General features: G+C 51.0%; 19 protein-coding genes. All 19 read left to right on the top strand.

Annotated features, from left to right (window positions below; translation table 11 throughout):
- The first annotated feature begins 15 nt into the window (after positions 1-15).
- Positions 16-1,872 carry a 1-deoxy-D-xylulose-5-phosphate synthase gene (gene dxs / locus B5E43_RS04525; RefSeq protein ID WP_242964710.1) on the top strand — a complete coding sequence of 619 codons (1,857 nt, stop codon included), beginning with the start codon at positions 16-18 and terminating at the stop codon, positions 1,870-1,872.
- Entirely contained in the window at positions 1,865-2,674 is an 810-nt protein-coding gene (locus B5E43_RS04520) for a TlyA family RNA methyltransferase (RefSeq protein ID WP_087394045.1), read from the top strand. The genes dxs and B5E43_RS04520 overlap by 8 nt, the downstream gene beginning before the upstream one ends.
- On the top strand, positions 2,671-3,543 hold the full coding sequence (locus B5E43_RS04515) for an NAD(+)/NADH kinase (RefSeq protein WP_087394043.1): 873 nt from the start codon (positions 2,671-2,673) through the stop codon (positions 3,541-3,543). The genes B5E43_RS04520 and B5E43_RS04515 overlap by 4 nt, the downstream gene beginning before the upstream one ends.
- Complete coding sequence (locus B5E43_RS04510; RefSeq protein WP_087394041.1) at positions 3,540-3,992, top strand: arginine repressor; 453 nt, start codon at positions 3,540-3,542, stop codon at positions 3,990-3,992. The genes B5E43_RS04515 and B5E43_RS04510 overlap by 4 nt, the downstream gene beginning before the upstream one ends.
- Positions 3,993-4,032: 40 nt before the next feature.
- A complete protein-coding gene (gene recN, locus B5E43_RS04505) occupies positions 4,033-5,730 on the top strand; it encodes a DNA repair protein RecN (protein WP_087394039.1) in 1,698 nt (565 codons plus the stop codon).
- Between the two features lie 236 nt (positions 5,731-5,966).
- Complete coding sequence (locus tag B5E43_RS04500) at positions 5,967-6,434, top strand: Na+/H+ antiporter subunit E (protein WP_158098963.1); 468 nt, start codon at positions 5,967-5,969, stop codon at positions 6,432-6,434.
- Complete coding sequence (locus tag B5E43_RS04495; RefSeq protein WP_087394035.1) at positions 6,427-6,729, top strand: monovalent cation/H+ antiporter complex subunit F; 303 nt, start codon at positions 6,427-6,429, stop codon at positions 6,727-6,729. The genes B5E43_RS04500 and B5E43_RS04495 overlap by 8 nt, the downstream gene beginning before the upstream one ends.
- Positions 6,726-7,055 carry a monovalent cation/H(+) antiporter subunit G gene (locus B5E43_RS04490; RefSeq protein WP_087394032.1) on the top strand — a complete coding sequence of 110 codons (330 nt, stop codon included), beginning with the start codon at positions 6,726-6,728 and terminating at the stop codon, positions 7,053-7,055. The genes B5E43_RS04495 and B5E43_RS04490 overlap by 4 nt, the downstream gene beginning before the upstream one ends.
- Positions 7,052-7,312, top strand: coding sequence for a hydrogenase subunit MbhD domain-containing protein (locus B5E43_RS04485; protein ID WP_087394030.1), 261 nt, complete (start codon positions 7,052-7,054; stop codon positions 7,310-7,312). Before B5E43_RS04490 ends, B5E43_RS04485 begins: the two co-directional genes overlap by 4 nt.
- Entirely contained in the window at positions 7,299-8,324 is a 1,026-nt protein-coding gene (gene mbhE, locus B5E43_RS04480; protein ID WP_242964709.1) for a hydrogen gas-evolving membrane-bound hydrogenase subunit E, read from the top strand. Before B5E43_RS04485 ends, mbhE begins: the two co-directional genes overlap by 14 nt.
- Positions 8,325-8,326: 2 nt before the next feature.
- Positions 8,327-8,710: a cation:proton antiporter subunit C gene (locus B5E43_RS04475; RefSeq protein ID WP_087394027.1), complete on the top strand. Its 384-nt coding sequence runs from the start codon at positions 8,327-8,329 to the stop codon at positions 8,708-8,710.
- 384 nt (positions 8,711-9,094) lie between these two features.
- Positions 9,095-10,228, top strand: a complete 1,134-nt coding sequence (locus B5E43_RS04470) for a proton-conducting transporter membrane subunit (RefSeq protein WP_158098962.1) — start codon at positions 9,095-9,097, stop codon at positions 10,226-10,228.
- A 34-nt stretch (positions 10,229-10,262) separates the two neighbouring features.
- Positions 10,263-11,729: a proton-conducting transporter membrane subunit gene (locus B5E43_RS04465; RefSeq protein ID WP_087394023.1), complete on the top strand. Its 1,467-nt coding sequence runs from the start codon at positions 10,263-10,265 to the stop codon at positions 11,727-11,729.
- Between the two features lie 35 nt (positions 11,730-11,764).
- The gene (locus B5E43_RS04460) at positions 11,765-13,231 is read left to right on the top strand and encodes a proton-conducting transporter membrane subunit (protein WP_087394021.1); all 1,467 of its coding nucleotides are present in this window, start codon (positions 11,765-11,767) and stop codon (positions 13,229-13,231) included.
- Between the two features lie 33 nt (positions 13,232-13,264).
- On the top strand, positions 13,265-15,265 hold the full coding sequence (locus tag B5E43_RS04455) for a proton-conducting transporter membrane subunit (RefSeq protein WP_087394019.1): 2,001 nt from the start codon (positions 13,265-13,267) through the stop codon (positions 15,263-15,265).
- A 124-nt stretch (positions 15,266-15,389) separates the two neighbouring features.
- Complete coding sequence (locus tag B5E43_RS04450; RefSeq protein ID WP_087394018.1) at positions 15,390-16,562, top strand: malic enzyme-like NAD(P)-binding protein; 1,173 nt, start codon at positions 15,390-15,392, stop codon at positions 16,560-16,562.
- Between the two features lie 202 nt (positions 16,563-16,764).
- On the top strand, positions 16,765-17,082 hold the full coding sequence (locus B5E43_RS15315) for an AAA family ATPase (RefSeq protein ID WP_206406924.1): 318 nt from the start codon (positions 16,765-16,767) through the stop codon (positions 17,080-17,082).
- Complete coding sequence (locus tag B5E43_RS15630) at positions 17,066-17,725, top strand: MoxR family ATPase (protein WP_343214267.1); 660 nt, start codon at positions 17,066-17,068, stop codon at positions 17,723-17,725. The genes B5E43_RS15315 and B5E43_RS15630 overlap by 17 nt, the downstream gene beginning before the upstream one ends.
- Positions 17,715-18,992, top strand: coding sequence for a DUF58 domain-containing protein (locus tag B5E43_RS04440; RefSeq protein WP_087394015.1), 1,278 nt, complete (start codon positions 17,715-17,717; stop codon positions 18,990-18,992). The genes B5E43_RS15630 and B5E43_RS04440 overlap by 11 nt, the downstream gene beginning before the upstream one ends.
- The last annotated feature ends 28 nt before the right edge of the window (positions 18,993-19,020 follow it).

Genomic DNA, 19,020 nt, shown 5'->3' with positions numbered 1-19,020 from the left:
TGGGAGGAAATGATCTTGAGCAATCAGGAAGCAGAAAAGGAATACCGTCCCCTGCTGGCCGATCTCAGTGACCGGGAGGGGGTAGAGCTATGCGCTCAGCTGCGGCAGGAGCTTGTTGCCGACGTATCCAAAACAGGAGGACATCTGGCCTCCAATTTAGGGGCTGTCGAATTAACGGTGGCTATTCATCGGGTTTTTGATACCCGGAGAGACCGTCTTGTCTTTGACGTGGGCCATCAGTGTTACCCCCATAAAATCCTGACTGGCCGCAAAGAGGAAATGTCCACCTTGCGGCAATATGGAGGGATTGCCGGCTTCCCAAAGCCGGGAGAGAGCGTTCACGACGCATTTATCGCAGGTCACGCTTCCAACTCTGTGTCAGTAGCTCTGGGAATGGCCCGGGCCCGTACCCTGTTGCAGGAGGATTACAAGGTCCTGGCTCTCATTGGCGACGGAGCTCTGACTGGCGGGCTTGCCTACGAAGGCCTCTCCAATGCCGGCGAGTGCGGTCAGCAGCTGCTGGTCATCCTCAACGACAATGGCATGTCTATTACCCCCAATGTAGGTGCGGTGGCCGATCACTTGGCCAAACAGCGCCTGGCACCGCCATATCTCTCCTTTAAGCGGCATTACCGAAAGGTGATGAATGCGTCCTGGCTGGGGCGAAAGATATATGGCGTAACGCATCGCATCAAGCAGGCGTTGAAACAGAGCCTGCTGCCCTGCAGCATGTTTGAAAACATGGGATTCAACTATCTAGGTCCCATTGACGGACACGACCTGTCTCTGCTCACACGAATCCTGCGTTACGCCAAGGATCTCAATGAGCCGGTACTTCTACATGTGAAGACTGTAAAGGGAAAAGGCTATCTACCGGCAGAGGAAAACGCTGATGCATTCCATGGAGTTTCTCCCTTTGATCCTCTAACCGGTCGCCCCCTCCATCCTTCCAGCCAAAACTTTTCGGCTGTGTTTGGAGAAACACTGACCCGTCTGGGACGAAAGGACTCTCGGGTGTGCGCCATTACTGCGGCAATGATGAGCGGCACCGGTTTAGATCAATTCCGGCAGGCATATCCAGCGCGGTGTTATGATGTCGGCATTGCAGAGGGCTGCGCCGTCTCTATGGCGGCCGGTATGGCAAAACAAGGTGCAATTCCGGTGTTTGCCGTATACTCCACTTTTCTACAGCGCTCTTACGACATGTTAGTCCACGATGTGGCCATTGATCAGCTCCATGTAGTTTTTGGGGTAGACCGAGCCGGACTGGTTGGCGAGGATGGAGAAACCCACCACGGAGTATTTGATGTAGCATATCTAGACAGTATTCCTGGCATTACAGTGTTGGCTCCGGCCAGCTTCGCCGAACTGGAATCTATGCTGGAACGGGCTGTCTTGACCATCCCAGGTCCGGTGGCTGTGCGCTACCCCAGAGGGGGGGAAGGAGAGTACCGCTCAGACAATAGCCAAGGAGCTAACGCGGTTTTGCGCTGGGGTAACTCCATTACATTGGTAGGCTATGGCGTACTGATCAACGATTTATTGGCTGCGGCACAGGTCTTGGAAGAGCAGGGGATAGACGCTGAAGTTATAAAGCTAAATACCATTACACCCCTTCATACAGAGGAAATTATATCCTCTGTAAAAAAGACTGGGCACCTTTTGGTTGCAGAGGATTGCATGGCAGAGGGAAGTGTTGGCCAAAGGCTCAGCGCGGCTCTTGCTCAGTCCAGCGTAGTTGCGAATATTACTTTAATTAACTGTGGGAATCGGTTTGTGACCCATGGTGCGCTCAGCTGCTTAAAAAAAGAGTTAGGCCTGGATGGAGACGGGATCGTACACAGAGCCTTGGAGGTGCTGAGACATGGCTAAAAAACGCCTGGATGTGGCGATGACAGAACAAGGACTCGCGGAGAGCCGACAAAAAGCCCAGGCCATCATCATGGCCGGCCAGGTCTTTGTGAATGGACAGAAGGTTGACAAGGCAGGTGCACCAGTTGGCGAGGATGCTCACATTGAGGTTCGAGGCAAGACTCTGCGTTACGTCAGCCGCGGAGGTCTGAAATTGGAAAAAGCAATGGCCTGCTGGCCCATACACCTACAAGATACCATTTGTGCAGATATTGGTGCCTCTACGGGAGGATTCACCGATTGTATGCTACAAAATGGGGCGAAAAAGGTGTATGCGGTGGATGTGGGATACAACCAGTTGGACTGGCGTCTTCGAACCCATCCCAAGGTAGTGTGTATGGAGCGTACCAACGCCCGCTACTTAACAGCAGAGCAAATTCCAGTACCGCTGGACTTTTTTTCCGTCGATGTCTCATTTATTTCCCTCAATCTGATTTTGCCTGCCCTGCGTCCGTTGATGAAAGAGAAGGGGCAGGGAGTCTGTTTGGTAAAGCCCCAATTTGAAGCCGGAAAAGAAAAAGTTGGGAAAAAAGGAGTCGTTCGAGACCCTATGGTCCATTTGGAGGTCTTGGAGCATTTCTTGGACCATGCGACCCAAGCAGGATTTACGGTAAAGGATATTACATTTTCACCCATCAAAGGTCCGGAGGGAAACATCGAATACCTGGGTTATCTCTCCGTGGAAAAGGGCGAGTCCTTCCAAGGAAACTTGGCTCAGTTGGTTGAGGAATCCCATAGTGTTTGGAAAGGGGAGGACACATGAAGATCATTCTCAGTTCCAACCCTTATCGCGATCGAGGGATGAAGGCCGCCCAGGAGGCGCAACGCATTTTGGAGCAAGCTGGTGCTGAAACTGTATTTTGCCTTCCGTTCACCCCTAAAAAAGGGGAGCGAGTGGATTTTCCACGGCGCCTGACTTTGTCATCTCTGGACGAGGAGTTACCGAAATCAGATTTACTGATCTGTTTTGGCGGAGACGGCACAATTCTCCATGCCGCCCGGGATGCCACCCTTCATGGAGTACCTATTTTAGGGGTGAACATGGGGAGTGTGGGCTTCATGGCAGAGCTGGAACGTGGAGAACTGTCTTTGCTGGCCCCTGTAGCTCAGGGACAATATTCGGTGGAAGAACGCATGATGCTGGATGTCCGGGTATTTCGGGGCGAGCGCCTAGTCAGTGAGGACTTAGCGCTCAATGATGCAGTTATTTCCAAGGGGTCCGTGGCCCGGGTAGCGGAAATGGAGGTGCTGGCTGACCAAGTCCCGGTGACTGCCGTCACAGGGGACGGAGTAATTGTGGCAACTCCTACCGGCTCTACCGCTTATTCCATGTCGGCTGGTGGCCCTATTGTAGAACCCTCTTCCCGCTGCATCCTGGTAACCCCCGTGTGCGCCCACCGTTTGGCAGCACGTCCCATGGTTCTATCCTCCGAACGCCTAGTTACCGTCCGCCTGCCCAAGGGCAACCGCAAGCACTTATATTTGTCGGTAGATGGGGGAAAAACCTCTCGTCTGTCCGGAGGGGACCGAGTGGAGATTACACGTTCCTCCCACGCAACCAAGCTGGTGCTCCTGGGAAATCGGAGCTTTTATCAGGTAATTAACCAGAAGTTAGGAGGTTTTACCCCATGAAAAATGCCAGACAGTCTGAAATTCTAAGCATTATTCAAGCTGTAGAGGTGGAAACCCAGGAGCAACTGCTGGCAGAGCTGAAGGAGCGTGGCTTTTCGGCTACCCAGGCTACCATTTCCCGGGATATCAAGGAACTTCGTTTGGTTAAGGAACTGACCGGACAGGGTACGTACCGTTATACCCAGTCAGACCGCCGAACCTCTGCTGGTACAGATATCCGTTTGCGAAATATCTTTAAAGAGGGCGTTGTATCGGTGGATGTAGCTCAAAACATCGTGGTAGTCAGAACCATGCCAGGGCTGGCCTCAGCGGCGTGCTCTGCTCTGGATAGCATGGATATTCCAGGTATGGTTGGCAGTTTGGCGGGAGATGACACTGGGATTCTTATTATGCGTGATAATGCCTCTGCCCAACAGTTCAGCGGAGAAGTCCATAAACTTTTAAAGTAATACTCATCGTTTCCATTCCTGGGAAGGAGAGGACAAGCACATGCTCTCATTGCTCCATATTGAGAATATTGCCATTATTGAATCGGCGGACATTTCCTTCGCCCCTGGCTTCAACGTTTTAACCGGTGAGACGGGTGCAGGAAAATCCATCGTGATCGATTCCATCAGCGCGGTCTTGGGACAACGGACCAGCCGGGAGCTGATTCGAACCGGAGCAAAATCAGCGTTGGTTACCGCCGTGTTTACGGATCTTGCTCCCATACCATGGATGGAGCAAAATGGCTTTCCTCAAGGAGAAGAGCTTCTGCTCCAGCGAGAAATCCAGGGCGATGGGAGAAATGTCTGTCGCTTGGATGGCCGTCCTCTCACTGTAGCACAGTTGCGGGAGCTGGGCCGCTGTTTGCTGGATATACACGGACAGCATGACGGACAGCAGTTATTGGACCCGGCCTGCCATTTAAGCTATTTAGACAGCTTTGGAAAAACAGCCGCTTTGATGACAAACTACCAACAGGCCTACCAGGAGTTCAGCGGGATCAAACGGAAGATTGCCTCTCTTGAAATGGACGAAGCGGAACGCTCCCGCCGGGTGGATACACTGAACTACCAGATTCGAGAATTGGAGCGGGCTGAGTTGAAGCCGGGGGAGGACGAGGAACTCGACACCCGGAAAAAGCTACTCCGAGGCGCCGGAAAGCTGATGGACGGCTTGCAATCGGCCAGCTTTGCTCTATCGGGAAATGAAGATAGGCAGGGTGCCTGCGATTTGATTGCAGATGCGGAGGGAGATCTGCGAGAAATTTCCCGCTTCAGCCCTCAGGTGGAGGAATTGGCTTCCCAGCTAACTGCCCTTCGTGCAGCGGCTGATGAGGCTGCGGAACAGTTATATGATTTAACTCGTGAACTGGATTTTTCTCCAGAAGAACTAGATCAGTTAGAAAGTCGTTTGGATGTCATTTATCGCCTGAAAAAGAAATATGGGTCCACCGTAGAGGAGATGCTGGCCTACCTAGAGCATTGTCGCCAAGAGTTGGACCAAATTCAATATGCGGATGACACCATTGCTCGTTTGACAACAGAGTTGGAAAAGGCCAAAGCCAAAGCTCTGACCTGTGGAAAAGCTCTGTCAGGAGCCCGAAAACAGGCGGCTGACGCTTTGCAGGCACGGGTACAAGAGGAATTGAAGCAATTGGATATGCCAAAGGTTCGATTTGAAACCGAATTTTCTCCTAGCCAAGGGGAGGGAGGCATGGACACCACTGGAATGGACCAAATACAATTTCTCATGTCGGCTAACGTGGGAGAGGCCCTAAAACCAATACAAAAGGTTGCTTCCGGTGGTGAATTGGCTCGTATTATGCTGGCGCTGAAAAATGTTCTGGCTGAGGACGACGGCATCGGAAGCCTGGTCTTTGACGAGGTCGACACTGGAGTTTCTGGTCGGGCGGCTCAAAAGGTGGCAGAAAAAATGGCAAACGTGGCCTGCCATAAGCAGGTACTCTGTGTCACTCATCTGCCTCAAATCGCCGCCATGGCAGACGCCCATTTTTCCGTGGAAAAAGGGGAAAAGCAGGGACGAACCTATACGCGGGTGGAACGGCTGGAACGGGAAGGCCGTGTGGATGAACTGGCCCGCCTAATGGGCGGTGACCTGGTGACACAGGCGCTTCGCCAAAGTGCCGAGGACTTGCTATACAAAGCAGAAGAGTACCGGCTCCACACGGGGAAGTCTATTTGAGGAAACAGGGTTACTGATCGAAGATCAGCAACCCCGTTGTTATACCAACAAAACTGAATCTGACACTAGGCTCATACCATTATGTATTTTGGATTAAGCAGGAAAATATCTTCCTTTTTTTTCATTCGTCTGTTATAATATCTCTAGCCACACCTGTAAGCAGGTTGTTCACACGCTATTTCCCTCACTAAGCTCCATGGTGGGCAATCAGAACCATGAAGAGGAGAGAAGTTCTGTTGTTTTTATTCCTGTTCTTACTCTGGATTCTTCTGAGCGGTAAGGTAACAGTCGAGATTGTTCTGGTAGGCGCAGCGGTTTCCGCTGCGCTTACCTTCTTTACGCCCCGAATCATTCCTGGATTTCCAAGGTATCAGATTCAACTTGTAAAACGGATTCCTAGCATTTTGGGTTACCTTATATACTTACTAGGTCAGGTATTTCTTTCCAGCTTTTCTGTTATTCGATTGATTTTATGCCCAGGAAATGGACGCCCCAAGTTAGTTTGGTTTGCCCTTCCTGTAAAAGGTCCTATGGCACAGTTAACTCTGGCCAATTCCATTACCCTGACCCCCGGCACAGTGACAGTGTCTCTTGGAAAAAATGCAATTTGTGTCTATGCGTTGAGAGGGGAACTGGCAGAGAATCTGGAAAACTGTGGATTTGTCAAAAAGCTGCAGAGATTGGAGGAAAGTGACCATGGTTGAATTAACACCCCAACTAAGTGCTTTTCTGACTGGTGTTATGTGTCTCCTGGGGCTGGGGATTCTTCTGTGCTTAATTCGCGCAATTCGAGGTCCACGGTATACCGACCGGATTGTGGCATTAAATGTAATTTGCACCCTGGTCATTTTATTGATTTGTGTGTTAGCCTATCGGCTGGAGCAGTCCTATCTACTGGATGTAGCGATTCTTTATGGTCTTCTCAATCTACTGTCGATTGCAGTAATCAGCCGAATTACCATTGCCCATCACCGCAAACGGAAAGGGGAACAGCTATGACAGTACGCATTGGCCTTGCCATTGTGCTGATCACGTTGGGAATCCTCGTCATCGGCATCTCTATTTTAGGGCTGTTCCGTCTGCGGGATTCATTAGAGCGTCTCCATGCTGGCGCTCTGACTGACACGCTGGGGCTGCTATTTGTGGGAGCTGGCTTAGCTGTGCTGTATGGCTTTCACTGGGCCACAGCTAAGCTAATCCTTCTCTGGATCATTCTATGGGCAACAAATCCCGTCTCTTCCCACTTGATTGCCCGAATGGAACTGATTACTGGACGAGATATGGAGCCGGACCGACTGAGTGGAAAGGGGGAACAGGAGTTATGATCCTATTGGAGATTCTGCTGTTGCTCTTTTTGATATTTTGTGCTCTTGCCGCCGTGTTTGCCAAGAATTTAGTCGCTACGGTCATTATTTTTATGTCCTACTCTTCGGTCATGGCCATTTTGTGGATTTTACTTCAGTCTCCAGACCTGGCCATCACCGAAGCCGCTGTGGGTGCCGGTGTCACCAGCATTTTGTTTTTCTTAGCCCTGCGTAAGCTCAACCAATTGAGAGGGGTGGACCGTGATGATGAAACATGACGGAAAGCCTCAGCATCTATTTGACCGCTTTATGCGTTGGGCAGAGGGCGAAGATCCAAATCAAGACCGGGAGGTGGCCGAGGACCCGGAGCGAGCAGAATTTATTGAATATCTAGAATATATAGATTCCCACGAGTTTTTAGATTTTGGAGCCTATCGCCTGATGCGCTATCGTGAGCGCAAAGCAAAGGGGATCACACAGCCACTTCCTCATAGCTCCGGCCAAGGACAATCGGTGGTCATATCTCAGTCTCGGATTCCAGGTCGGCGCTACCGTCCAGGTCGTCTGCGCAGTCTGATCAGACTGTACCGGATTGCATCTATTTTTGTAGCTATCGTTATGATGGTAACGCTTTTGGGCGTTGTGTTAGTCATGCCACAATTTGGAGATCCAGACGCCCCCGCGGTAAACGAGGTGTCTGAGCGCTATCTGGAACAGGGCGTGGAGGAAACCGGTGCCATCAACGCAGTAACCGGCATGATTTTAGACTATCGAGCCTTTGACACCTTTGGAGAGTCAACTGTATTGTTTGCCGCAGCTATGAGCGTCATTCTTTTACTGCGCCATCCTGGCCGCCCTGCTGCTACAGAGGGGTCAGGAGATCTGATCCTACATCGGATGGGAATGTTGATTTTACCGGCTGTCATGATGTTTGGCATCTATGTCATTTTAAACGGACATCTCAGTCCGGGCGGCGGATTCTCTGGGGGCACGGTCCTTGGATGCGGTCTAATTTTGAGTGCCTTGATTTTAGGCCGCAGCCGAATGGAAATTCTCCTTCCTTCAAAACGAATTACCAAACTGACGGTAATCTGCCTTCTGGCCTACGGAGTAATGAAAGGTTACTCGTTCTTTACAGGTGCTAACCACATTGGATGGGACATTCCAAAAGGGACACCCGGAGCCATATTCAGTGGAGGTTTTTTACTGCCGCTGAACATATGCGTCGGAATTATTGTGGGCTGTACCATGTACACGTTTTATACGTTATTTGCCGGAAAGGAGGAATAGAGATGGCAGAGCTTTTCATTCAGCAACGGTTTTATATTGGCGCTGTACTATTGTTTACCATCGGGTTGGCTACACTATTTCTCCATCCCAATTTGATCAAAAAAATCATTGGTCTGAATCTAATGGATACCTCTGTATTTCTTTTTCTGGCAGCCATGGGATATATTGAAGGGGGAAGAGCCCCGATTGTGACCCTTGGGAGTGAAACTCCAGCCTATATTAACCCGGTTCCAGGTGGGTTGGTATTGACGGGAATCGTAGTTGCTGTGAGTACAACAGCTTTATTTTTGGCATTGACCTGTCGTCTGTATCGGAAATATCACAGTTTAAATTTAGATATTATCTTGATGCGGGCCAAAGAGGAAAAAGAGGATCACGGTCAGTAAAATGTTGGAACAGGAAGGAGGGTAAAGCGAATGAACTTTATACAGAATATTCCCTTTTTCAGTCTGTTTCTTATTTTGCTCAGTGCCATAGCCTCTCCTTTCCTTTCACAAAAAAACGGTGCGCTGCGCCTTGCCCAAGGGGTTCAACTGGCCGTTACTCTGCTGTCAGGATGGCTCCTTACTGAGCTTTGGCAGACCGGAACCAGTTTTACTTATCAAATGGGACATTTCCCCGCGCCTTGGGGAAATGAACTGAAGGCAGGGCCTCTGGAAGCACTCTTTGCAGCCAGCTTTAGTCTTGTAATGCTTTTATCCTTTACAGGTGGGACAAGGGATATTCAGCGGGATATCCGTCCGGAACGTCAGGGGATGTTTTGTCTGCTGATGCAGCTTTTATATGCCGCCTTGCTGGCTATGGTGTACACCAACGATCTGTTCACCGCCTATGTATTTATAGAAATTGCGGCCATTACAGCCTGTGTGGCTGTCGTGGCCAAAGAGAGCGGGAAATCGGTAGTAGCTGCGATTCGTTACCTGGTATTCAGTTGTTTGGGTTCTGGCCTGGTTCTGCTGGGTATCTCGATTTTGTACTGCGTGACCGGACATCTTCTGATGGAGGACCTGGGAGAAATCATCGCCCAATTGGTATCCGGGGGAACTTATATGGTCCCTCTTACCGCAGCTGCTCTCTTGATGACGCTGGGCCTATCAATTAAAAGTGCACAATTTCCGTTTCATGCATGGCTCCCCGACGCCCATGCCAGCGCTACCACCTCTGCCAGCGCTATTTTATCTGGGCTGGTTCTGAAAGGCTATATCGTTTTATTGATCAAATTGATTGTGCGCGTGTTTGGAGACAGTATGCTAATCAGTATCTATATGGATGATCTGCTGTTTCTCCTGGGATTGACCGGTATGCTGTTTGCCTCCGTAGCCGCGCTTCGGCAAGAAGATGTCAAACGCATGGTGGCATACTCCTCCTCCGCACAAATTTCCTATATTTTTCTAGCCCTTGGTTTGGGCAGCCGGGCAGGAACAGCGGCAGCCTGCTTTCAAATTTTAGCCCACGCCTTTACCAAGCCCATGATTTTTGTAGGGGCAGGAGCTCTGATTCGGGCAGGGCGGGGAGGACACTACTGGAGTGACCTGCGGGGAGCTGCCTGGAGAGATCCTATGGCAGGACTTGCCTTTACTGTAGGTGGCCTTTCTCTGTGTGGACTGCCCCTTTTGGCAGGCTTTTCTTCAAAATATGGTCTGGCAGTAGCCGCCTTAGCGGCAGAGTGGCAGACCATGCCCGCTCTTTTTGGAATCGCTGCCAGCTCGGTACTCAATGCGACGTACTATATTCCTGCCATTTTGGCCATCTGGGGTAAGCGTGCGGAGCGAGAGCAACTGCTCCACCATACAGTGCAGGACTATCAGATCGCAATTGTCTGCTTTTTGGTGTGCAATGTTATTTTGGGCATGGGAGTCGGCCCATTGTTTGAAGTGATTTACCAGGGTTTGGAACTTTTGTAACCATCTGTAATGTAGGTAGAAGGGGGGAGAGTCGGTGTACGGAAACTGGTTAGTGCTTCCTATTTTGTTTCCTATTTTAGGCGGTCTGATGGCAACGCAGATCCATACGCTGCACGTACGCCGTCTCGTGGTATCCACCATATTAATCCTGCAGATGCTGATTGTCCTCCCCGTCGTATTTTATGATGCGACTCCCTATGTGGCTTTGGAGCTGGCTGGAGTAAGGATTGTCCTTCAAGGTGATCCTTTGGGGAGGCTATTTTCCACTCTAATTTGTATCATCTGGTTTGCTGTGGCTTTTTTCGCTTATGAGTATATGAACCACGAGGGTCACCGGGAGCGCTTTTTTGGATTCTATTTGATGACCTTAGGTGGCCTGATGGGGGTCTGCTATGCGGGAAACCTGGCAACCTTATACATGTTCTATGAACTGATGACCTTGTGTTCCTTCCCACTTGTTCTACATATTGGGACCAGAAAGGCTTTTGAGGCGGCGTGGCGCTATCTGGCCTTCTCCGTAGCCGGGGCAGGGCTGGGGCTATTCGGATTATTTATCCTTCAAGATTACTGTGTGACAGACCTATTCACACCGGGCGGAGTCTTGGATCTCTCCTTGGCCCAACAGAACCAGGAACTGCTGCTAGCTGTTTTTCTCATTATGGCAATTGGTTTTGGCTGTAAAGCGGGCATGTTTCCGCTCCACGCCTGGCTTCCCATTGCTCACCCAGTGGCCCCTGCGCCTGCGTCAGCGGTGCTTTCCGGATTAATTACAAAGATGGGTGTATTGGCTCTTATTCGGGTGGCCTATTACCTATATGGTTGGGAGTTTTTAGATGGCTCTTGGGCTCAGAAAGCTGTACTGACACTGTCTCTCATCACAATTTTGATGGGCTCCACCTTGGCGTTACGGGAAGATACGTTGAAAAAGCGTCTGGCCTACTCAACCGTCAGCCAAGTTTCTTACGTGATTTTTGGACTGATGCTCTTTACGCCGGGTGCGTTGGAGGGCGCTGTCTTTCAGGCAATTTTTCATGCCATTGCCAAAAATGCTCTTTTTATGGCCACAGGTGCCATTATCTATAAAACTCACTTGACTCAGGTATCCCAAATGAGGGGAGTAGGAACCGCTTATGGCATTTCCATGTGGTGTTTTACCCTCGCCTCTCTGTCTCTCGTAGGAATCCCGCCCACCGGTGGTTTCCTATCTAAATGGATACTGGCCCAGGGAGCTTTACAGGCAAATGAGGGCGCGTTCACCTATGTGGGAATCGCGATTCTAATGGTATCTGCCTTACTTACAGCCGGTTACCTGCTTCCCATTGTAACCAACGCCTTTTTCCCGGGCGCCGATTTTGACCGCAGCAATATTGTCAAGCAGCAGGACACATGGTTGATGTGGATTACCTTAACCATGCTCACGGCGGCAGTAGTCATATTGGGCATGTTCCCTGGCATCATTGAACCTGCCATCCAAGCAGTCGTTGATCCGTTGTTTCCCTAGATAAAGAACTTATTTTATGAGAGGGGGTGCATCCTATGCTCATGCTTGCCGCGATCTTTTGCCCCATGATAGGCGGGTGCCTACTGGCTCTTTGGCGCCCCAGGGATCGCCGAACCAGACAAGACTATGTCATTGGCGTGGCTTGCACAACTGCGGTGCTGTCCCTCTGCTCCATATCGACTGCCTTGCATCACCCTCCCATGGTGCTTATCCGGCTAAATGACCATCTGTCTGTAGCCTTCCAGGTGGATGGATTATCCGGAATCTTTGCCGGTATGGTTTCCTTGCTCTGGCCGCTGGCTTGTCTGTATGCGGTAGAGTATATGAGCCGAGAGGGAGGGGAGAATCGATTTTTCACCTTTTACTTGATCGCCTTTGGCGTCACCCTGGGAATCGCATTTTCTGCCAATGTGTTGACCATGTATTTTTTCTACGAGCTGCTCACCCTGGTCACGCTTCCCCTTGTCATGCATGGAATGGACGGCAAGGCCCGGTACGCAGGGAAGGTTTATTTAATCTACTCCATGAGCGGGGCAGCTTTGGGATTCATCGCCATGGTGTTTCTCCTTCAGTATGGCGGCGAAATGTTTCAGTTTGGCGGAACCGTCTCTGTGGGAGATATGAACACAGATATTTTGTTAGTGGCTTATGTTCTGGGATTTTTCGGTTTTGGTGTCAAAGCCGCTGTTTTTCCGGGACATAAATGGCTGCTGCGCGCTTCCGTTGCCCCTACCCCTGTCACAGCCCTGCTTCATGCCGTGGCTGTGGTCAAGGCCGGTGTGTTTGCGGTTGTGCGCCTGACCTGGTATGGATTTGGACCAGACCTGATTCGAGGGACTTGGGCGCAAGACATGGTCATGGCGGCTGCCGTTTTTACCATTGTGTTTGGATCTGCAAAGGCACTCCAAACCCAGCACCTCAAACGTCGCCTGGCTTGGTCAACGATCAGCAACCTGTCCTACGTTCTGCTTGGTATTACCACACTAACACAAGCAGGTTTGATTGCAGGTATTACCCATATGGTGTTCCACGCAGTGCTTAAGATTACGCTCTTTTTTGGTGTGGGTGCGATCCACTATAAGATGCACCGGGATTTCGTACCGGATATTGAGGGTTGCGGCGCGCTGATGCCTACGGTATTTGCCTGTTTTTCCACAGCAGCTTTCGGGTTAATGGGCATTCCTCCGCTTGCCGGATTTTCCAGCAAGTGGATGCTGGCCACCGCCTGCGTGGACCTGAAAAGTACGCTTGGTTACTTAGGGACAGCTGCATTAGCGGCATCTGCCATATTAACCGCTCTATACCTGACCCAAATTATTATGCTCGCTTACTTCCCCAGACAGAATCGGGCAATTTCCGTAAAAATTCCGAAAAGGGCCAGACGGGACCCAGGTATCCGAATGACACTCCCGCTGGGCGTGTTATCGGTTGTTTCTGTTCTGCTTGGACTTAGCGCCAATTCCGTAGCCGGTTCCATCAGCAGCCTTATATTGGGGCTGTAATCCAGACACCACCGTTAGAAAGAGGGGAGAGCCATGTCAAAAAATCTAGAACTTCTTGTTTTTCTGCCCATGGTTTGTGCCCCATTCAGCTATTGGATTGGTCGGGCCTGGAAACGTGGTCGGGACGTTTTTGTTCAGGCTGTGGTGATTCTGGAGCTGCTTTTGGTCATCACCATTCTGGCAGAAGAGGCAACTTTTGTCCGATGGGAAGGATTTTGCGGCCTTGGAATCGGGTTTGCATCCGGCAGCTTTCACTCTGTGATGGCCTTCCTGACCGCCTCCGGATGGCTGGCAGCTACCATTTTATCTCAGGAGTACTTTGCCCATGTCAAGCACCGCAACCGATACTACCTGTTTTGGTTGGTGACATTGGGAGCCACCATGGGTGTATTTCTGTCCGCTGATCTCTACACTACCTTTATTTTCTTTGAGCTTATGTCCTTTACCTCTTATGTGGCCGTTGTCCAGACGGAAGAGCCAGCTGCATTAAAGGCAGGGGATACCTACTTGGCGGTGGCAGTTATTGGCGGATTGGTTACCTTATCGGGTCTATTTCTCCTATATTATCAGTTGGGAACGCTGCAGCTTTCCCAACTGGCACAGGCAGCCGCACAGGCTCCCAACCGCTCCCTTCTCTGGACCGGCGGGCTATTGACTCTCGTAGGATTTGCCGCCAAAGCAGGAGCCTTTCCTCTTCATATTTGGCTGCCCACCGCACATCCGGCCGCACCAGCCCCTGCCTCCGCTGTTCTGTCAGGTGTGATTACCAAAACAGGGATTTACGGCGTTGCAGTTCTTTCCACAACCCTTTTTCTTCATGACAGCACATGCGGAACTGTTTTAGCCGTTTTAGGCGCAATCACCATGGTGTTAGGAGCCGTGCTGGCTGTTTGCTCCATCGACTTAAAGCGCACCTTGGCCTGTTCATCGATTTCTCAGATTGGTTTTATTTTGGTTGGCTTATCCATGCAGTGTCTACTGGGACACCACAATGCGCTAGCTGTGGCGGGAACAATTTTGCATATCGTCAACCATTCACTCATCAAAATGGTGCTCTTTCCGGCCGCCGGCGTGATCCATCTATCCACCCATTCCTTCGATTTAAATAAAATTCAAGGGTTCGGGCGTGGAAAACCTTTCCTTGCCGTCATTATGGGTATCCCCATGCTGAGTCTGGCTGGTCTGCCTCTCCTTAACGGCTATGTGAGCAAAACGCTGCTCCACGAGAGCATTGTGGAGTACATTGCGGTAGCTGGGCAGTGGTCCTGGCTGGTCACCGGGCTGGAATGGCTGTTCCTCTTTTCGGGTGGCCTAACCCTGGCTTATATGCTGAAGCTATTTATTTGTATCTTTGTGGAAGCGCCTCCCACCGCTGACAAGTGGCGGAAACACAATTACATTGCATCTGCTTCCGCTGTCACACTGTTGATCTATGCTATTACGATGCCCGTCCTGGGTATTCAGCCCAATGATATCATGGACGGCATTGCATCCTTTGCCCGGGACTTTTTCCATGGAGAGGCACCAGCTCATCCCGTCGCATACTTTTCTATGATTAATTTAAAAGGGGCTGCCATCTCTCTTCTCATTGGAATGATCCTCTATCTCACCGTTGTCCGGGGCCTGCTGATGAAGCAGGGAGGGGAGAGGCAGTATTGGGACCCAATCCCTGCATGGTGCAACTTGGAATACGGTTTATACCGGCCCCTGCTTCTCTTTGCCGCAGAGGTACTTCTGGTGACCGCAGCTTTCGTAGACAGAATTGGATTTCGCCTGCTGTTCCGTGGCTTGCCAGCCGTTTGCATGAAGGGCTACCGGTGGCTGCTAGATCGAAGGGGACGGCTCATCTGGCTATTAACGGGGGAGGAATATGTACCCCGGCCCAGCTTGGAACAGGTGGTCGATGATCCTCACTTTGGGGTATATGCCGACCACCCCCAGGCAGAGCGGGGAGTACTGCATTCCTTTGCCTTTGGCCTAATATTGACCGGACTGGGATTGGTGTTCGCTATTTTGTTTATCTTTCTGCACTGATGGTCTTCCAAAGTTATGGACGTGAAAAAGCTCGATATGCCGTTGCGTTTTCTTGTACTCTTGTTATATAATGAGGAGACCGTGAAACGTTACCTACCTTTATGGGAAAGTGAGGAAATCATTTATGGACTACGCAAAAGAATCTCTTCGCCTTCACGGGGAATGGAAGGGAAAAATTGAAGTTGTTGCCACCGTTCCGGCCAACGATAAGGAGAGTTTATCCCTGGCCTATACACCCGGAGTGGCCCAGCCCTGTCTGGCAATCCAAGAGGATATCAACAAAAGCTATGATCTGACCCGGCGCCACAATTTGTGCGCGGTCATTACCGACGGCTCCGCAGTTTTGGGTCTGGGTGACATTGGACCTGAGGCCGGAATGCCTGTAATGGAAGGCAAGTGTGTGCTGTTTAAAACCTTTGGTGGTGTCGACGCCTTTCCTTTGTGTGTGAAGACAAAAGACGTGGATGAGTTCGTCCAGACCGTCTATAACATCTCTGGCTCCTTCGGTGGAATTAACCTGGAAGATATCGCTGCCCCCAGATGCTTTGAAATTGAGCGAAAGCTCAAGGAGAAGTGCGACATTCCCATTTTCCATGACGACCAGCATGGTACTGCCATTATCACCTTGGCCGGATTAACCAACGCATTGAAGGTAGTTGGTAAGAAAAAGGAGGACGTCAAAGTAGTAACCTCCGGGGCCGGCGCTGCTGCCATCTCTATTGTTAAGCTGCTTTTGTCCGCCGGATTCCAGAATATTACCATGTGCGACCGGAAGGGCGCCATCTACGAGGGCCGTGAAGGTCTGAACTGGATCAAGGAAGAAATGGCCAAGGTCACAAACAAAGAGAAGAAGGCTGGCTCTCTGGCCGATCAGCTGGTGGGCGCCGATGTGTTCATCGGAGTATCTGCTCCCGGAACAGTGACCCGTGAGATGGTACAAACCATGAACCGGGATGCCATCGTCTTTGCCTGTGCCAACCCCACACCGGAGATCTTCCCCGATGAAGCCAAGGCGGGCGGTGCCCGTGTGGTTGCTACCGGCCGTAGCGATTTCCCCAACCAGATCAACAACGTGTTAGCCTTCCCCGGTGTATTCCGCGGAACTTTTGACGTTCGGGCCAGTGACATCAATGAGGAAATGAAAATGGCTGCCGCACAGGCTTTGGCCAGCCTTATCTCCGAGGATGAGCTTTCGGAGGATTACATTATTCCCCGGGCCTTCGACCCCCGTGTGGGAGGCGCAGTGGCCCAAGCCGTGGCACAGGCGGCTCGTCTGTCCGGAGTGGCTCGTCTGTAATACTTGTAAAGCTAATTAGCTTGTCAGCTTTTTTGCATTGGCGGTGCACCTCATCCAGGTGCGCCGCCAAATTGTTTCGAAAATGTTTGGAATCTTGCCGGCTACCCCATCTTGCTTTTCATAAATAGAAAAATTATAATTTAATTTATCGCACCTATTATTCCAGCTCGATTTACAGCAATCAGAGGGAAAGGGGCTGCTCATGGATCTTCAAAAGTTAAGCGCAGACATTCAAACGGAAACAGAAAAGATTATCGTTGGAAAAAGCGATAAAATCCGCCTTCTCATCATGGCAGTCCTCGCCGATGGTCATGTTTTGCTCGATGATCTGCCTGGTGTGGGGAAAACCACCCTCGTAAAGACCATCTCCATTGCCCTGGGCTGTGACTTTGGCCGCATTCAGTTTGTCCCGGATCTATTGCCCAGCGACATTATAGGGATGCAAATCTATAACCAAAAGACCGGCGACTTTGAACTTCGTCAGGGGCCGGTTATGACAAACCCTGCTGCTGGCAGATGAGATTAACCGTGCCATTCCACGGACCCAGTCTGCTCTGCTTGAAGCAATGGAAGAGCGGCAGATCTCCATTGATGGAGAGCAATTTCCGCTCCCAAGGCCGTTTTTGGTGCTGGCAACTCAAAACCCCGTGGAATCGGAGAGCACCTTCCGCCTGCCGGCCGCCCAAATGGACCGCTTTTTGATTCGGCTCAGCATGGGATATCCCCAACCCCTGGAGGAACGACAGATGCTCCGTCAACTGGGGGATGCGATCCCCTTTGACCAAGTCCATGCTGTCACCAATGCACAGGAACTGATTCAGGCACAGCAAGAAGTCCAACAGGTCCATGTCTCGGATGCCGTAGCTGACTACATGGTATCTCTGGTTGATTTAACCCGCAGCCACGCCCAGCTCAAAATGGGAGCAAGTCCCAGAGCTACCCGCGGACTCTACCGGGCCTGTAAGGTATGGGCTGCCATGGAGGGGCGGGACTTTGTCACCCCCGACGATGTAAAGGCACTGGCCCATCCGGTTTTGGAGCATCGGTTGGTGCTAGCCAGCGGAGCAAAATTTTCCGGAGCCAGTACCGCTGCCATTTTAGAGGAAATTTTGCAGCAGGCCCAGGCATCCCCCACTGTGGAGTCCGTAGCCCATGAAAAATAACTTGGCCACTCAGCGCTCCAGCTATCTGGTCTCATGGCCTGTGTTGCTGGCCAGTGTTCTCTTGTGTGTTCTGGCCGCCTTCTTTGGCCAGCAGAGCTTAGCCGGAATATTGATGTTTTTGGCTGTGATGTCCGGAGGAGCCCGGCTTTGGGCTTTTTCCACGGCACGCGGTATTCAGCTGCGCACCTCAGGCGGCAGCAAGGGATTATTTCCCGGGGAACACACACCGGTAGAATTGGTGGTACAAAATCATAAATTTCTCCCCGTTGTATGGCTGGAGCTGGTATTCCCCCTGGCCCATGACCTGTGCCTTACGCCGGAGCATCCCAGGAAACCCGAAGATTGGGAGTGCAGTGTGCTGGAGGAGGAGAGGGCCTCCACCCAATTGATTGGAGAACATCGCCTGTCCTTTTTACTGTGGTATGAGACCAGAAACCTAACTCTAGACTGGACCGCCAACCGGCGGGGAGTCTATTCCATGAAGGGTTGGCGATTTCGAACCGGGGACGGGTTTGGTCTGACACAAATTGAGCGTAGGCTGCCTCAGGAATCTGTTCGTACGTTCTATATCTATCCCAAGCTGATTCCGGTATCTCCTGATCTATTTTTGCGCAGCCTGTGGAACGCGGATACTGGAAACCGAGGCGTCATGGAGGACCCCACGGTCATTCGCTCCACCCGGGACTACATGACCATTGATTCCCTCAAACATATCAATTGGCGTTTAATCGCTCGTGGCCTGCCCATGACGGTCAATGTCTATGAGGACATCCTGCCCAAGGGGGTTCATTTTCTGCTGGATGGAGAGAGCTTCAGCGGACCGGAACCTCATTTTGAGGAACTGGAAGACGCGCTGAGTATATTGGCATCTGAGATGGTCCAATTGGAGCAGGTACAGGTGCCATGCGGGCTAAGTATGTGCAAAGGGAGCAGAGGGGCAGAGAAAAACCATTTTTCTCCTACAAATACAGAGGAATTGTTGTGTTCTCTGGCCTCTTATCAGCCACTGGAACCAAAGCGGGACGACGACGGCAAAATTCAGCTGCAGCCCACGGTATTTGACGAAGGTCCTATCCTGGAGCAGGCACAGCGGGTGGGACGGTTTTATTATCTGGCCTATGACCGGGCAGCTCTAAGTCGAAGTTCTCTGCTAAACCGTTTAGGAGACAGTGTTACATCGGTATTGACCTATCAAAATGGGGAACCTTACGGCGAATTTGAAGTGGTGTGCCTGCGCCACCTAAAGGAGGAAAAGGGACATGGATAACCGTCACACCTTTTCTGCCTCTGCCACT

Origin of the sequence: Flavonifractor sp. An100 (assembly GCF_002161175.1) — a bacterium.
GTDB lineage: Bacteria > Bacillota > Clostridia > Oscillospirales > Oscillospiraceae > Lawsonibacter.
The sequence above is the reverse complement of the archived record's forward strand: the minus strand, read 5'-3'. Positions and strand labels throughout refer to the sequence as shown.

Coding starts and splice junctions, on each gene's coding strand:
- B5E43_RS04520 (WP_087394045.1), top strand. CDS start 1,865: ATGGCTAAAAAACGCCTGGATGTGGCGATGACAGAACAAGGACTCGCG.
- B5E43_RS04515 (WP_087394043.1), top strand. CDS start 2,671: ATGAAGATCATTCTCAGTTCCAACCCTTATCGCGATCGAGGGATGAAG.
- B5E43_RS04510 (WP_087394041.1), top strand. CDS start 3,540: ATGAAAAATGCCAGACAGTCTGAAATTCTAAGCATTATTCAAGCTGTA.
- recN (WP_087394039.1), top strand. CDS start 4,033: ATGCTCTCATTGCTCCATATTGAGAATATTGCCATTATTGAATCGGCG.
- B5E43_RS04495 (WP_087394035.1), top strand. CDS start 6,427: ATGGTTGAATTAACACCCCAACTAAGTGCTTTTCTGACTGGTGTTATG.
- B5E43_RS04490 (WP_087394032.1), top strand. CDS start 6,726: ATGACAGTACGCATTGGCCTTGCCATTGTGCTGATCACGTTGGGAATC.
- B5E43_RS04485 (WP_087394030.1), top strand. CDS start 7,052: ATGATCCTATTGGAGATTCTGCTGTTGCTCTTTTTGATATTTTGTGCT.
- mbhE (WP_242964709.1), top strand. CDS start 7,299: ATGATGAAACATGACGGAAAGCCTCAGCATCTATTTGACCGCTTTATG.
- B5E43_RS04475 (WP_087394027.1), top strand. CDS start 8,327: ATGGCAGAGCTTTTCATTCAGCAACGGTTTTATATTGGCGCTGTACTA.
- B5E43_RS04470 (WP_158098962.1), top strand. CDS start 9,095: ATGCAGCTTTTATATGCCGCCTTGCTGGCTATGGTGTACACCAACGAT.
- B5E43_RS04460 (WP_087394021.1), top strand. CDS start 11,765: ATGCTCATGCTTGCCGCGATCTTTTGCCCCATGATAGGCGGGTGCCTA.
- B5E43_RS04455 (WP_087394019.1), top strand. CDS start 13,265: ATGTCAAAAAATCTAGAACTTCTTGTTTTTCTGCCCATGGTTTGTGCC.
- B5E43_RS04450 (WP_087394018.1), top strand. CDS start 15,390: ATGGACTACGCAAAAGAATCTCTTCGCCTTCACGGGGAATGGAAGGGA.
- B5E43_RS15315 (WP_206406924.1), top strand. CDS start 16,765: ATGGATCTTCAAAAGTTAAGCGCAGACATTCAAACGGAAACAGAAAAG.
- B5E43_RS04440 (WP_087394015.1), top strand. CDS start 17,715: ATGAAAAATAACTTGGCCACTCAGCGCTCCAGCTATCTGGTCTCATGG.